General features: G+C 61.6%; 18 protein-coding genes. 11 read left to right on the top strand and 7 right to left on the bottom strand.

The genetic code is table 11. The annotated features are described in order from the left end of the window. Together CQ020_RS15785 and CQ020_RS15780 are read left to right on the top strand one after the other, a co-directional pair. Positions 1-282, top strand: a 282-nt coding sequence (locus CQ020_RS15785; protein WP_181151906.1) for a class II fructose-bisphosphate aldolase, incomplete at its 5' end; no start/stop codon positions are given. Positions 283-438: 156 nt separating this feature from the next. After that, positions 439-801 carry a cupin domain-containing protein gene (locus CQ020_RS15780; protein WP_105692698.1) on the top strand — a complete coding sequence of 121 codons (363 nt, stop codon included), beginning with the start codon at positions 439-441 and terminating at the stop codon, positions 799-801. Positions 802-933: 132 nt separating this feature from the next. On the opposite strand, the gene CQ020_RS15775 is transcribed toward CQ020_RS15780, so the two are convergent. After that, complete coding sequence (locus tag CQ020_RS15775; protein WP_105692697.1) at positions 934-1767, bottom strand: helix-turn-helix transcriptional regulator; 834 nt, start codon at positions 1765-1767, stop codon at positions 934-936. A gap of 86 nt (positions 1768-1853) precedes the next feature. Here CQ020_RS15775 and ilvD point away from each other — a divergent pair, with 86 nt between their 5' ends. Together ilvD and CQ020_RS15765 are read left to right on the top strand one after the other, a co-directional pair. Then, a complete protein-coding gene (gene ilvD / locus CQ020_RS15770; RefSeq protein WP_105692696.1) occupies positions 1854-3716 on the top strand; it encodes a dihydroxy-acid dehydratase in 1863 nt (620 codons plus the stop codon). Positions 3717-3956: 240 nt separating this feature from the next. Continuing rightward, a complete protein-coding gene (locus CQ020_RS15765; RefSeq protein WP_024819197.1) occupies positions 3957-4178 on the top strand; it encodes a hypothetical protein in 222 nt (73 codons plus the stop codon). A gap of 83 nt (positions 4179-4261) precedes the next feature. Here CQ020_RS15765 and CQ020_RS15760 read toward each other — a convergent pair whose 3' ends face one another. Together CQ020_RS15760 and CQ020_RS15755 are read right to left on the bottom strand one after the other, a co-directional pair. Then, positions 4262-4759 carry a hypothetical protein gene (locus CQ020_RS15760; protein WP_105692695.1) on the bottom strand — a complete coding sequence of 166 codons (498 nt, stop codon included), beginning with the start codon at positions 4757-4759 and terminating at the stop codon, positions 4262-4264. Between the two features lie 103 nt (positions 4760-4862). Further along, the gene (locus CQ020_RS15755) at positions 4863-5072 is read right to left on the bottom strand and encodes a hypothetical protein (RefSeq protein WP_105692694.1); all 210 of its coding nucleotides are present in this window, start codon (positions 5070-5072) and stop codon (positions 4863-4865) included. A gap of 134 nt (positions 5073-5206) precedes the next feature. On the opposite strand from CQ020_RS15755, the gene CQ020_RS15750 reads away from it, so the two are divergent. Then, positions 5207-5944, top strand: coding sequence for a GAF and ANTAR domain-containing protein (locus CQ020_RS15750; RefSeq protein ID WP_181151905.1), 738 nt, complete (start codon positions 5207-5209; stop codon positions 5942-5944). Positions 5945-5987: 43 nt separating this feature from the next. Here the strand turns inward: CQ020_RS15750 and CQ020_RS15745 are convergent, their stop codons facing one another. After that, positions 5988-6272: a hypothetical protein gene (locus tag CQ020_RS15745; RefSeq protein ID WP_105692692.1), complete on the bottom strand. Its 285-nt coding sequence runs from the start codon at positions 6270-6272 to the stop codon at positions 5988-5990. Positions 6273-6631: 359 nt separating this feature from the next. Here CQ020_RS15745 and CQ020_RS15740 point away from each other — a divergent pair, with 359 nt between their 5' ends. Both CQ020_RS15740 and glsA read left to right on the top strand, forming a co-directional pair. After that, positions 6632-7012 carry an META domain-containing protein gene (locus tag CQ020_RS15740; protein WP_105692691.1) on the top strand — a complete coding sequence of 127 codons (381 nt, stop codon included), beginning with the start codon at positions 6632-6634 and terminating at the stop codon, positions 7010-7012. 46 nt (positions 7013-7058) lie between these two features. Beyond that, positions 7059-8066, top strand: a complete 1008-nt coding sequence (glsA, locus tag CQ020_RS15735; protein WP_105692711.1) for a glutaminase A — start codon at positions 7059-7061, stop codon at positions 8064-8066. On the opposite strand, the gene CQ020_RS15730 is transcribed toward glsA, so the two are convergent. From CQ020_RS15730 to CQ020_RS24035, 3 genes are all read right to left on the bottom strand, one after another. Then, positions 8056-8463, bottom strand: coding sequence for a DUF6855 family protein (locus tag CQ020_RS15730; RefSeq protein WP_105692690.1), 408 nt, complete (start codon positions 8461-8463; stop codon positions 8056-8058). The two genes, glsA and CQ020_RS15730, sit on opposite strands and share 11 nt — an antisense overlap. 30 nt (positions 8464-8493) lie before the next feature. Beyond that, positions 8494-9837 (bottom strand): MFS transporter, encoded by a 1344-nt coding sequence (locus tag CQ020_RS15725; RefSeq protein WP_105692689.1) that lies wholly within the window; start codon positions 9835-9837, stop codon positions 8494-8496. A 73-nt stretch (positions 9838-9910) separates the two neighbouring features. After that, positions 9911-10078 (bottom strand): hypothetical protein, encoded by a 168-nt coding sequence (locus CQ020_RS24035; RefSeq protein ID WP_181152033.1) that lies wholly within the window; start codon positions 10076-10078, stop codon positions 9911-9913. Between the two features lie 199 nt (positions 10079-10277). Here CQ020_RS24035 and CQ020_RS15720 point away from each other — a divergent pair, with 199 nt between their 5' ends. From CQ020_RS15720 to CQ020_RS24220, 4 genes are all read left to right on the top strand, one after another. Further along, on the top strand, positions 10278-11093 hold the full coding sequence (locus tag CQ020_RS15720) for a hypothetical protein (RefSeq protein WP_105692688.1): 816 nt from the start codon (positions 10278-10280) through the stop codon (positions 11091-11093). After that, positions 11077-11826: a LamB/YcsF family protein gene (locus CQ020_RS15715; RefSeq protein WP_105692687.1), complete on the top strand. Its 750-nt coding sequence runs from the start codon at positions 11077-11079 to the stop codon at positions 11824-11826. Before CQ020_RS15720 ends, CQ020_RS15715 begins: the two co-directional genes overlap by 17 nt. 65 nt (positions 11827-11891) lie before the next feature. Next, the gene (locus CQ020_RS15710; RefSeq protein WP_105692686.1) at positions 11892-12713 is read left to right on the top strand and encodes a biotin-dependent carboxyltransferase family protein; all 822 of its coding nucleotides are present in this window, start codon (positions 11892-11894) and stop codon (positions 12711-12713) included. A 109-nt stretch (positions 12714-12822) separates the two neighbouring features. Beyond that, on the top strand, positions 12823-14053 hold a 1231-nt coding region (locus CQ020_RS24220), incomplete at its 3' end, for a hypothetical protein (protein WP_181151904.1).

Genomic DNA, 14053 nt, shown 5'->3' with positions numbered 1-14053 from the left:
GTCTTCCACGGCGGTTCGGGCTCCACTGAGCAGGAAATCGCTGATGCTGTTTCCTTCGGTGTGATCAAGATGAACATTGACACCGATACCCAGTACGCGTTCACGCGTCCGGTGGCCGGGCACATGTTCTCCAACTACGACGGCGTCCTGAAGGTCGACGGCGAAATGGGCAACAAGAAGACCTATGACCCGCGCGTTTGGGGTGCTTCGGCCGAAGCCGGCATGGCCGCGCGTCTGGTTGAAGCCGCCCAGCAGCTCGGATCGGTGGGCAAGACCTTCTAAGTCCGTCCTGTAGATCCCCACTCAAATAGATCCCCATTCAAACGGGTAGCATAAAACAATCCCAACTGGGGGTATTGGCTTCGCGGGAATGACAGGACGATAGATACATACCGCGGACCCCCATACCCGGCGACACCCTCAGAAAGGCAGATTCACATGACCCTCACTTTCCAACCCCAAGAACTCTTCGAGCGTGACCTGGACAAGTCCCTTTTGGGGCAACCCTTTGCAGACGTGCTCGGGGACGAGATTCGCGTACGGATGGCTGTTCCCTTTACCAGCGACGATCAACGCATCCTTTCGGGCGTCTGGGAGGCCGAGCCGGGACTGTCCCGCTGGGAATTCCTGGAACGCGGCGAAGCCATCCACGTCCTCGAAGGCCGCATGGTCGTCACCCGGGACGGCGGCGAACCCGTCACGGTAGAGGCCGGAAATGCTGCAATTTTCCCCATCGGCTGGCAGGGAACCTGGGAAATTCAGGAGCGCATCCGCAAGTTCTTCGTGATCTTCACCGTCTGAGCCGCCCCCGATCACTACTCACCCACACATCACTACTCACCCCAACATCACTACTCACCCACACCAAGCGAACGACGGCGGGAACCTCCCGCCGTCGTTCGCTTGCGTTGGTGAGCTACGTGCATTGGTGAGCTACGTGCGCAAGCCCATCAACCGCTGCATCTGCTCCCCGGCGTCACTCCCCGGCGCGGGGGTGTAGACCACGATATGCAGGTCCGGCCTGTCCGAGGGTGAAACCTGGTGATGTTCCATGTGCAGCACGCCAACTGCCGGGTGGTGAAACTGGCGCTCGCGGGATTCGAAGCCCAGGATGTCGTACCGGTCCCAGCTTTCCTGGAATTCGGGGCTGGCGTCTTTGAGCCGCCCCACCTGATACTCCACATCGGGGTCGCCCAAGCGCTGCCCGGTTTCGGCCCGGAACTCGGCCAGGAAGCGTTTGCTGGTGACGTCCCAGTCAGGGAGAAGGTTGCGGATGAAGGGGTCGGTGAACACCAACCACAGCAGGTTCCGGTCCGAGGCATCGAACGTGCCGATATTGGGGTACAGCGCCTCGTAAGCCCGATTCCAGCCGGCGATGCCCCAATCCGGGGACAAAGCGTAAGAGGGATTGGGGTCCAAAGCGTCCAAGAGGCGCTGCACATGAGCGGGAGCATCGGCCGCCACGGGTCCTTTAGGCAGGGCTGATGAATAGCCGCCCAAGGAAAGCACGTAACTCAGCCCGGTATCGGATAAATGGAGGGCCCGGGCTATGGATTCAAGGACCTGCCGCGAGGGGCTGATGTCCCGGCCCTGCTCCAGCCATGTGTACCAGGTAACACTCACCCCGGAGAGGAAAGCGATCTCTTCCCTCCGGAGTCCCCGCTCGCGGGAACGCCCTACAGGCGGAAGTCCGTAATCCGAACGCAGGGCCTGGGTACGGCGCGTCCTGAGGAAAAGCCCCAGTTCCTTGCGCCTCTCGTCTTTCACGTGAACAACACTATTACTCTGGTACTTTCATTACTAGTAGCAACACCGTCTTCCGCCCGTCGTAGAAGAACAGCAGGATGGTATTTATGCCTGCACTACGCTCACGAACAGTCACCCATGGCCGCAACATGGCCGGCGCCCGCGCACTGCTGCGCGCCTCCGGCGTTGCCAACACGGACATCGGCAAGCCGATCATCGCCGTGGCCAACTCCTTCACCGAATTCGTTCCCGGCCACACCCACCTCGCCCCCGTTGGCCGCATCGTCTCCGACGCGATCCTCGCCGCCGGTGCCGTGCCGCGCGAATTCAACACCATCGCCGTGGACGACGGAATCGCCATGGGCCACTCCGGCATGCTCTACTCCCTGCCGTCCCGCGACCTGATCGCCGACTCCGTTGAGTACATGGTCAACGCACACTGCGCCGACGCCCTGGTCTGCATCTCCAACTGCGACAAGATCACCCCGGGCATGCTCATGGCCGCGCTGCGCCTGAACATCCCCGTGGTCTTCGTCTCCGGCGGTCCCATGGAAGCCGGCCGCGTGACACTGACCGACGGCTCTGTGCGCTCCCTGGACCTGGTGAACGCGATTGCCGATGCTGTTGACGAATCCATCTCCGATGAAGACATCAACCTTATTGAAGAGAACGCCTGCCCCACCTGCGGTTCCTGTTCGGGAATGTTCACCGCCAACTCCATGAACTGCCTGGCCGAAGCAATCGGCCTGGCCCTGCCGGGCAATGGTTCTGTGCTCGCGACCCACACCGCCCGCAAGGCGCTGTACGAGAAGGCCGGCGCCACCGTCGTCGAGCTCGTCAAGCGCTATTACGACGGCGACGACGAGTCCGTGCTGCCGCGCTCCATCGCCACTGCCGAGGCTTTTGACAACGCCATGGCGCTGGACATTTCCATGGGTGGCTCCACCAACACCATCCTGCACCTGCTGGCTGCGGCCCAAGAGGCAGGCGTGGAGTATGGTCTGGCCGAGATGGATGCCAAATCCCGCCAGGTTCCGTGCCTGGCCAAGGTGGCCCCGAACGTCGCCGGGGACAAGACCTATTACATGGAAGACGTGCACCGGGCCGGGGGCATCCCCGCGCTGCTGGGTGAGCTGAACCGCGGCGGGCTCCTGCACAAGAACGTCCACTCCGTGCATTCCGACGACCTCGACGGATGGCTGGACGACTGGGACGTCCGTGGCGGCAAGGCCACCGAAGAGGCGCAAGCGTTGTGGCATGCGGCTCCCGGTGGCGTCCGCTCTTCCACCGCGTTCTCGCAGTCGAACGAGTGGACCTCCCTGGACACCGACGCCGAAGGTGGCTGCATCCGTTCCGTGGAGCACGCCTTCTCGAAGGATGGCGGCCTGGCTGTGCTGCGCGGCAATGTGGCAGTGGACGGTGCCGTGGTGAAGACCGCGGGCGTGGACGAGTCCATTTGGATCTTCGAAGGCCCTGCCGTTGTGTGCGAGTCACAGGACGAAGCAGTGGAGAAGATCCTCAACAAGTCCATCAAGGAAGGCGACGTGGTGGTCATCCGCTACGAAGGCCCCAGAGGTGGACCGGGTATGCAGGAAATGCTCTACCCAACCTCGTTCCTCAAGGGCCGCGGCCTGGGCAAGAAGTGCGCCCTCATCACGGACGGCCGTTTCTCCGGCGGTACCTCCGGCCTGTCGATCGGGCACATCTCACCGGAAGCTGCCTCCGGCGGCGCCATCGCGCTGGTGGAGAACGGCGACATCATCAGCATCGACATCACGCAGCGCTCGCTCCAATTGCAGGTTTCCGATGAGATCCTCGCCGAACGCCGCGAAAAACTCGAAGCCAATGGTGGGTACAAGCCGAAGGACCGCGAACGCCATGTCTCGCCCGCGCTCCGTGCTTACGCCGCCATGGCGCTGTCCGCTGACAAGGGCGCCGTCCGGGACGTCTCGTTGGTGGAAAACTTCTAGCAGCGACACCGGGCATCGGGAACCATGCTTTAGCTGCGCGCCACCTCAGTGGGAATTTCGGAGATTATCTAATTCATGGGGGTGTGGAGTGCAACTGCGCGCGATTGTGGGCTATCTTGATCGTTATGCGGCCCGGATCGTCAATAAAGTGGAAATCCACCATTGGCAGGATGCTTAGTAGTTGGGGCTAATGTTCTACAGCACGTTTGCAATTGTTCCGCATCGATGAAAGGAAATGCCTTGGCTGTTTCTGTTGAATTGGGCAAAGCACTCGATAAAGCCTACGAAAACTCCACCCTTGATGAAATCCTGGCAGCCCCGCCGTCGGCGCTCGCCGGACTGACCGACAAACACAACGAACTGCTCGCTGACCTGGGTATCAAGACCGTCCGGGACCTGGGGAGCAACAAGTTCTTCGCAGCCGCCGGCGTGCTGGTCGCGCTGGCTGGAAAAGCCGGATAAGTCACCTCGCACCACGAAAGCGTACGACGGCGGGAGGTTCCCGCCGTCGTACGCTTTCTGCCGGGTTCAACGTTCTGCTGCGTTCAACGCAATATCTCCACCAGTGCCACCCATGAGAAGACCACTGCGCCAATCAGCGCGATGATGGTTCCGAAAGCCACAATCACCAGGCCCACGGGAAGCGACTGCACAGTGAGCACGCCACCCACTGCGTAAATAGCCAGCGGGAAAACGAACGACGCAATATGTGGGGTATCCCAGCGGTGCGGGTGCCCAGGCGTGTCATCGCCCAGGACGGCGCGGGCGGCCAGGGTGGCGATCACCCCGCCCGCCAGGGCTCCGAGCAGGACCACGACGCCGAAAATCCACAACTCCTGCCCAGGGATGAGCGCCGCGCAGGACAGGACCACTCCCAAGATGAGCGCGGAAATGGAGGCTCCTGCGCGCGCCGCAAGTCCACGCGACTCGGCGATTTGTTTGATATTCACGGACAATGCCACGATCAGCAGCCCTCCAAGCGCCGCTCCGGCACCCGCGATCGCCACATTGAACTCGCCCCAAGATTCCAATCCGGATTCCATGGGCCAAGGCTAGCGATACTGCGGTGTCTCAGATAGGGGGGGCGTTCCCGCTGGCGCTGCCGCCGGGGCTCCCGTCGGCGCTCCTGCCGGGGCTCGTGCCGATTCAGAGTGGTGCGTCGATGCCAAGGTCTTCGAGCGCCCATGACAGGATCCGCAGCTCGAAAGGGTGCCGTTCCTGGATTTCAAAGACGTAGGCGTCAAGTTCCAAGACGGGAGCATTTCCTCCCTGGGCCCAGTACCTGAGCCACAGGTCATCAAGATCGATGGTCCGGTTCCGTAGGAGGTATCGCGCTGTTCTACGTGGATCTTCCATGACAGGTATCCCGTTGCAAGCGGCGGGTCGCTCTCGGAGTGATTTGATCAGGTACCTTACTTTGAGACTCTACCTCTCCTTGGATTCATGGGCAACGGGTGACGGGAGGCCGAAGTGTTCCTACGATTAGGCTCATGGAACCTACCGGAAGTGCTGAACACATCAGAAGCCTGCACGAGCTGGTGGTCGGTAGCTCCGACATCCACGGAATCCTGAACGGGGTGACCGGTTTCGCCTGCGATGCCATGAGCAAGGTGGCCGGCGAAAACATCGACTGCGCCCTGACGTTGCGCCGGCGCAAACGGACGTCCACTGTTGCAGGCAGCAGTGAGAGGGCCGTGTATCTGGACAAGATTGAACAGGAACTTCGGCAGGGCCCCTGTTTGGAAGCGTTGGACGCTGGGCGTCCGATGCTCCTTGCCGACGTTGCCACCGACACCAACTGGCCGATTTACAGCAAGGCCCTGGCTGCTGAGGGCGTCCACAGTGCCCTGGGCGTTCCCATGGACTTGGGCGAGACATCTCAGGCGGTTATCAACTTCTTCGCACCCACGGCGGGGACCTTCACAGATGCTGTCATTGCTGAAGCTGCCGCTTTCGCGGACGTTGCCGGTAGTACCTTGCGCCTGGCCATCAGGGTGGAAACCGTGGAGCAACTCAACGCCGACCTGAAGACGGCGATGTCCTCCAGGACAGTCATTGACCTCGCCTGCGGCGTCATCATGGCCCAGAACCGCTGCAGCCAGGACGAAGCATTCAGCGTGCTGACCAAAGCATCAAGCCACCGAAACCAAAAACTGCACGCCGTGGCGTCGGAAATCATCGCCAACCTCAGCGGCACTAGTGACAACCAACTGCGCTTTGAGGACTAGGCGTTTTGACGAATCGTTCTTAGTACAACCGGATTGGTTCTTACTACAACCGGGCTGCGTGGTCCCCGCCGCTGAGTGACGAGGGCGGGGGCGACGCACCGCCGTCGGGATCAATGACCGGTCCAGCGGCACGGGTGGCGACCCTGCGGAGCTTGGTGCGTCCCAGGAAGAGCAGCGCCAATGGTGCGAGCAAGAGAAGAAGGCCAACCGTGCCCAGCCCGGCGATGCCTGCAAGAAAGACCAGGCCGACCATGTATAGAAGGTGGATGTCCGGAGCGCTCGTCAACGACACAGTGGTGGCGAAGGCCGGGCCTTGGGATAACTTCATACTTTGCTCCTGCGGGGCGTCAGTTGCTCATTTTTCCTCTTGCTTATGAGTGTTCCGACAGGCTGAAAAGTGTTGGCGATTCAGTGCGTTAAAAACTACTTTTTAAGTCCGCGTCACGTTTCCGCAGGTCAGAGCACATATCCAGTGCCCAAGTCGTTGAAACCCGTACCGCGCCGTTGCCCTTTTCGGCTGCGTTGCAGTTCACCGACGGAGTTAGCAGTGGTGGGTGTGGCGGGTTCTGGGGCCCGCCCGGGGCGCCATCACTGAGTAAACCGGGCTAGTGCGGTCGGTCGTCTGAGTCGCGACCGACCGCACGACCCCCGGTAGACGGCCGAAGTGCGTAAACCTAGACTGACCGCATGGTGCAGACCAAGTCCCACAACTTTCACGCTGTTTCCCTGGCCTTCATTGCAGCCATCTTGATGGCAGGCTGCGCGGGAAGCGGCACCAGTCCTTTCGTCGGTGTGTGGGGTGACACCAACAACACCAAGCAACCTTCCCTGGACCTCAAGTCAGATGGCAGTGCCACCGGGACTGACGGGTGCAACAGGCTCATGGGGTCCTGGAAAGAGGACGGCAAGACCATCTCTTTCGGGGGTTTCGCGTCCACCCGAATGGCCTGCGAAGGCGTGGATGCCTGGCTTTCCAATGCTTCGACAGCCAAAATCCAGGAAGACGGGAAGTTGGCGGTTTTCGGCCAAAGCGGGGATGAGATCGGGACGCTCGCACCCGGCAAGTAACCCACGTCCCGTCCAGGCAGGGTTTCAACGAATCGTGGGGGACACCGTGGATTCAAATGTTGAGGGTGTGGAACAGGCAGTTTCAACCGGAACATTGCCAGGCTGGGATCAGGTCGATTCGCTGGTAGCGGCATCATACGAGCGGAACCGTGCGTGCAAGGACGGCTCCGTGGCAGACTACATTCCCGTTCTCGCGCAAGCTGACCCTGACCTTTTTGGCGTCTGCGTGGTGGAGGTGGACGGCGGAGTGCATGTGGCCGGCGATGCTGAGGCGGAGTTCTCCATCCAATCCATCTCCAAAGCCTTCGTGTACGCCCTGGTGTGCGAGGACCTCGGGCATAGTGCCGTGGCTGACTTGGTGGGCGTGAACAATACGGGTTTGGCCTTCAACTCCGTGATCGCAATAGAACTCAATGACGGACACCCCATGAATCCCATGGTCAACGCCGGTGCACTGGCCACCACCGCCCTGATACCCGGCGCAACCCCGGGTGATCAGTGGGACAGCATTCACCAGGGACTGTCGGCTTTCGCAGGCCGTACGCTGGTGCTGGATGAGGATGTCTACCGGTCCGAGGCCGCTACCAATACCCGGAACCGTGCCATTGCCCGGCTCTTGGAAAGCTACGGCAGGATGGGGCGCGATCCGCTGGAAGTAGTGGATGTTTACACCAAGCAATGCTCACTGCGGGTCAGCGCCCGGGACCTCGCCGTTATGGGAGCAACATTGGCCGATGGCGGGGTCAACCCCGTGAGTGGCAAGCGGGTGGTGTCCGCTGAAGTCTGCCGGGATACCCTTGCCGTCCTTGCGGCCAACGGGCTGTACGAAAGATCCGGAGAGTGGCTGTTCGAGATCGGGCTCCCGGGAAAATCCGGTGTGTCCGGCGGGCTGCTCACGGTGTCACCCGGCAAGGCAGGAATCGGGGCTTTCTCACCGCGGCTCGACTCCGCAGGTAACAGCGTCCGCGGGCAACAGGCCACCGCCTATCTATCCCGCGTCCTGGGCCTGAATATCTTCGCATCCCAAGCGCACGCGGCGCCCCCTACTTCGTGATCGCCCGCACGCTGTTGTTCCGCTTCTCATGGGTGAGCTCAGCCAATCCCAGAGCTTCGAGCAGGGGCGGCATGTACATCCCGAACCGGCCACGGTATCCCTTGCGGAGCCCGTACCAACCGCCCACGGGGTTGTCCTCGCTCCGGCCCCATGCCTCTACAGTTCCGGGGGCGGCCTCCTTGCCTTCGTCGGCGGCACCCAGGGATACCCAAGCACCCTGCGCAACGAGCCATGCATGCAGGTCCTCGATGGCCCGCAGTTGGTACAGCAGCTTGGTGGATCCAACCTGGCAAACAATGGCCGGGGGATCTGCGGCTTCGTCCCTGTACATGATGTAGTCCGAAGAGCCAGGGGGAGTGGTGAGCTGCCAAGGATCGTCTTTGGTGCCGGAGGCCATCGGTAAGTCCTTCCTGGGATAGTGCACACGCTACACAGAGTCGGGCTGCGTGTCTGCACCCTCCGGATCAGCAGCGCTGGAGGCTAAGGGGTTCTCGATCTCATCCGTCATCATGCGGGCCGCGAAGAGTGCCACGAAGGCCATGATGGGGCACACCAAACCGGCGATGAAGAAGATGAGCCAGATGGGAACCACCTCGGCCACAGGTCCGGCAAGGGCCATGGAAACCGGCATCAAGGCCAGCGAAACGAAGAAGTCCAGGCTGGAAATCCGGCCCAGCAAATGCCGTGGCACTCGCCGTTGCAGCAGCGTCCCCCAGATGACCATGCCAACTCCCTCGGTGGCACCGAAGATGAGCATGGCGGCGCCGAGCACCCAGAAATTGTCCATGAATCCGATCGCAGCAACCGGCAGGCTTCCCAGCCCCCACGTCACCACCATCACGGTCAGGTAGCGCCGGGGGAGACGGACCGTTGCCGTGGCCAGCGCGGCGGCAGCACTGCCTACTCCCATGACTGCCAGCAGGAAGCCGAACGTCCTCGAATCGCCGCCCAATTGATCGCGGACCACGAACGGAAGCAGGACCTCGATGGGACCGATCAGGAAAAGAACGGACAAGCATGCCCAGATCAGGGTCCACAGAAGCCACGGTGTACGGATGGTGTAGCTGAAGCCCTCCCGGAGGTCCTTGATCAGCGACGATCTGCCGGTGGCCCCAACTGCCGTGTCCCCAGCGGTCGTTCCCGGAGCTGCAGCGTCCGGAACGGCTCCACCCGAGCCAGGCGTCTGACGGCTCAGGAGGTTTACGATCCCGAACGCCAGCAAGTGGCATACGGCTACACCAGCCACTGCATGGGCCGGGGACAGCACCGCCACCAGGATCCCCGCGATTGCCGGGCCCGCCGCCTGCTGCAAAACCGGCCGCACTGTTCCTTCCAACCCATTGGCAGCCAGAAGGTCGTCGGCGGGCAGGATGCGCGGAAGCATGGCCGAATACGCGGGGAAGAAGAAGGCCTGGCCCACGCCTATGACGAAAGCCCCCACGGCCAGGTGCCACAGTTCAATGACATTGAACATGGCAAGGGCTGTAATGGTGGCTATGACGGCCAGGTTTGCGCCTTCCACCGCGATGATGAGGAGCCGCTGCGGGAACCGGTCGGCCGCGATGCCGCCCGCCAGGACAAAGCCCACCAATCCGATGCTGGCTGCGGTGGCAACCAAGGACAGTTCAAGCGGACCGCCACCAAGGTGGATGACCTCATAGACCATCGCCACCGCCCACATACCCGATCCGAAGATGGAAATGGACAGCGCGGAAATCAGCACCCGGAATTCCCGGTGTGCGAAGGGACGCAGCGCTCTCAGCGAGGCCATCCCCTTAGCCTAAACCTGTGCGTTGGCGTGCTGGTTGGCACCATTGTTGGAACGAAGTCCAGAAGAAACTGAGTTATGAAGCGCCCGACGGCGGCGCGTCGTCGTCGTCGATGTCCGCACCTTCCGCTGGGTCCTGGCTGTGCAAGCCGGTATCGTGCGGAACCCAGCCTTCAGTTTCACCCTCTGCCGGGGCGTCGGCGTGGTGCCGGCCAGCAGGTTCGTTCTTGTCCGAGGCATTCATAACGGATACTTCCTGTCCTTGCTTGGACTGCTTCCGTGAGTGCATCCCAGTTTACGCCGGACGATGGCCGAAGTGGGGTCCGCTCTCCGCGGAATACTGTCCACATACGGCCTTCAACGGCACTCGCACGGTGAGGGCGTGGCATAGGCTGAAGCCAGCAGTTCCCCGTGAAACGACTAACTGCAAAGGAGAGGTGAAGATGCCCAAGCGCCCCAACCCGGCGGTGAAGATCGCCCAGGAAACAGCCCACAACGCAGTGTTTGACGCCCAAGGCAACGCCAAGCCCGGAGTGCACAATGTGCTGCTGAAGGCTGTGGAAGTCCAGCGGCCGCTGGTCCTGGCTAACCTCCGCCGGCTCCAACGCCGGCACCCCAATGACTCACCGGCGCAGCTTGCCGCCAAACTGGAACGCCACTACCTGCTTGCCATCTCCGGCGGGGGTGCAGCGGTGGGCGCTACCGCCGTCGTGCCTGGTATTGGAACCGCGGCATCGCTGGGACTCTCCGCGCTCGCAACCGTGGGTTTCCTGGAGACCACCGCGCTCTATGCGTCATCCTTGGCGGAGCTGCACGGCATCCGGCTGACTGATCCCGTTCGTGCTCAAACCATGGTCATGGCCATCATGCTGGGAGAAGAAGGCACGTCCATGCTGGGTGCCCTGAGCGGCCAATCGCTGGGGCGCGGCAAAGGCGTGACCAATGCGTGGGGCCGGACGCTGACCAAGAAGATTCCCGGAAGTGGATTCGGTGTCATCCGCGACTCCATCCAGCGCGCGTTCCTAAAGAACCTCCTGAAACGGCAAGGTACCGCGTTCCTCGGACGCGCCCTGCCGTTTGGCGTGGGCGCCGTGGTAGGTGGTGCGGGCAACCTCATGATGGGCCGGGCCGTGGTGTCCACCGCCAAGGAAGCGTTCGGACCGCTCCCGGACACCGTACCCGGCGAGTTGCTCCCGAACGCGCCAAAGAACGTCTTGAACACAACGCTGGAAGGCGGTAGCAGTGGATCTGAACGCTGACCTGGGGGAGTCTTTTGGCTCCTGGACCATGGGAGACGACGCCTCGATGTTTCGCATCGTGAGCAGCGCCAACGTGGCCTGCGGCTTCCACGCGGGAGATCCCCTCACCATGCTGGACAGCTGCCGCGCGGCGTTTGAACTGGATGTCCGCGTAGGTGCCCACGTGGGGTACAGGGACCTGGCTGGCTTCGGCCGGCGTTCTCTGGACATGACCTTCGACGAGTTGTTCGGAGACGTCCTCTACCAACTGGGCGCCTTGGACGGCATGGCCCACGCGGTGGGAGCTTCAGTGGATTATGTGAAGCCCCACGGTGCGCTGTACAACAGGATCGTCCGCGACGCTGAGCAGGCCGAAGCCGTAGTGGCGGCCGTCCACGCCTACGATCCCGGCCTGCCGGTCCTGGGTTTGCCGGGGTCAGCATGGCTGACACTCGCTGAGGAAGCCGGGCACCCGGTGTTCCGCGAAGCATTCGTGGACCGGGCCTACCTCCCGGACGGGACGCTGGTACCGCGCACTCAGGAAGGCGCCGTGCTGCATGACCCTGACGCCGTCGTGGCCCAGGCCGTGCGGCTCGCAACGCGCAAGGAAGTACTGGCCATAGACGGAACCGTGGTGCCAGTGCAGGCCGATTCGCTGTGCATCCACGGCGATACGCCCGGAGCGGTGGACATGGCTGCTGCGGTTCGGGAGGGCCTTGGAAAAGCCGGCGTTCAGATCGAAGCGTTCGCATAAATCCGTGTCCGTAAATCTGTTTCCGGTAGCTCTATGGCTGGTAACTCTGTGACTGGGGAGGTCTGATGGGTGCGGTGGTGGTGGAGCCGGGATCGAGCACGCTGGTTCTGGGGCAGGAGCAGGTACTGGACCGCGCGTCCATGCATCTTGCCAATGCCCTTCTGGGTAACCCGGACTCTGCAGCCGGACTCGAGGTGCTGCTGGGTGGGCTGAAGCTGAGGTTCGTGACGGGCTCGGCCGTGGCGGTCACCGGGGCCGAGGGCATGGTGACCCTCAACGGCAAGGAATTCCCGCTGAACAGAGCGGTGCGTGTGCCTCCCGGAGCGGTGCTTGAGTTCGGCCCTGCCTTGTTTGGTCTCCGGTACTACGTGGGGGTCCAGGGCGGAATTTCGCAAGGAGAGGCGGCGCAGGGAGAGCCGGCGCGAGAAAAGGCGCTACGCGCTGGCGCGGCTCTGACGTTCGGGCGGCCGCTTGGCCATGGTTTCCCCGAGGTGAACTACCCTGCCCGGCGTGCTGTGGATCCGGAACGCCCCGTGGTGGTCAGGGTTTCGCGCGGGCCTCAGGCATCGAATGTCGACGACGGTACGTGGCTTCGATTGACCAGTGAACCTTGGATTCTCTCGCCGAAATCGGATCGGGTGGGTGCGCAACTCGCTGGCCGGCCGCTCGACGTTGCTGCTGCTTCCTTGGATGCCGCTACCGAAGCAGGCCAACCCCAACCGCTGGTATCGGGCTCTGTCCTGCTGCCGCCGTCGGGACTTCCTGTTGTTGCCCTGGCCGGCCACCCGTCTGCGGCCCAATCCCCGGTGATCGCAGTGGTCCGGGACGAGGACGTGGACCTGATCGGCCAAGCCAGGCCTGGGCAAATGGTGCATCTGTTGGGCTGAGCCGCAGAAGCTACCTCTGAGGCGGGAATGCAGTCATAAAAGACAACCTTTGCAGCGATTCTTGACCCAGTGACCATAAAACGGTGATCTCTACCGTAATCTCAGGATCATGCCTCGTTTACTGCCCTCTGTTGTGGCCACGACTGCGATCCTTGTTGCGTGTTCCACGCTCTCTCCGTTCAATAGCCCGGCTCATGCCGCGCCGGACTTGCCAGCCACGATACAAACAGGGCAAAAGCCCCAAGCCGTGGCAGTAAACGAGAAGACCAACAAGATTTATGTAGCAAATTCCGCTGATAGCTCCGTCACGGTCATTGATGGGTCCACGAATAGCACTACGACGGTGAGCACCGGTGCCAGGCCGCTCAGTGTCGTCGTCAATCCCGTCACCAATAAAGCGTATGTGGTCAACGCTGATAGTAACTCGGTCACAGTGATCGATGGTGCGACGAATGCCACGAATGCTATTCCGGTCGGCAATGCACCTGCCGGCATTGCTCTCAACATCAAAACGAACAAGATCTACGTCACCACTATTCTCGATGGCTCGGTAACGGTCATTGACGGCCTCACCCAGGAAACGACGAAAACTGCTACGGGGGACTGGCCAACGCATGTGGTGGTGAATGAGGCGATCAATAAGGTCTACGTTACAAACCACAATGCCAACACTGTGACGGTCATCGACGGACTCTCAAATGAGACCGTGACAGTCCCCACGGGAGAAGGTCCCAGGAATCCCGCGGTTAATGTTGCCACCAATAGGGTCTACGTACCGAACAGCTTCGGCGGGTCCGTAACGGTAATCGAGGGTGCCACAAACGCGACGTCAACCCTCGCAATGCCAGCCCACCCGATTGAGGTGGCCGTTAATTCGACCACCAATAAAGTATTCGTCGGTTCTTACCACTATGAGGGGGCCATTATCGACGGTGCCTCTCAGTCCGTTATCGGAATGAATTTCGGTTATTCTCCGCGGGACATTGCAGTCAATGAGTCAACCAATCAGGCATTCGCCGTGAACCCCACAACCAACACGGTTACGGTATTGGATGGCGGCAGCAACACCACTAGGACGATCCCAGTTGGTGCTAGCCCCTTCGCCGTAGCCGTCAACGAGGACACCGGAGTTGCCTATGTGGCCAACTCCGACAGCAATACCGTCTCAGCCCTCCACGTCGAGCCAGGACCAGGTACAGAGAAAAACGACTTCAATGGTGATGGTCATGCTGATGTTCTGGCCCGTGACACCTCCGGGACTCTGTGGCTTTACCCGGGCAACGGTTCTGGTGGTTGGCTTGCGCGTGTTCAGGCCGGTCAGGGTTGGAATGTGATGACGT

Origin of the sequence: Arthrobacter sp. MYb23 (assembly GCF_002979775.1) — a bacterium.
In the GTDB taxonomy this organism is placed as follows: Bacteria; Actinomycetota; Actinomycetes; order Actinomycetales; family Micrococcaceae; genus Arthrobacter.
This window is presented reverse-complemented; position numbering and strand designations above follow the sequence as displayed.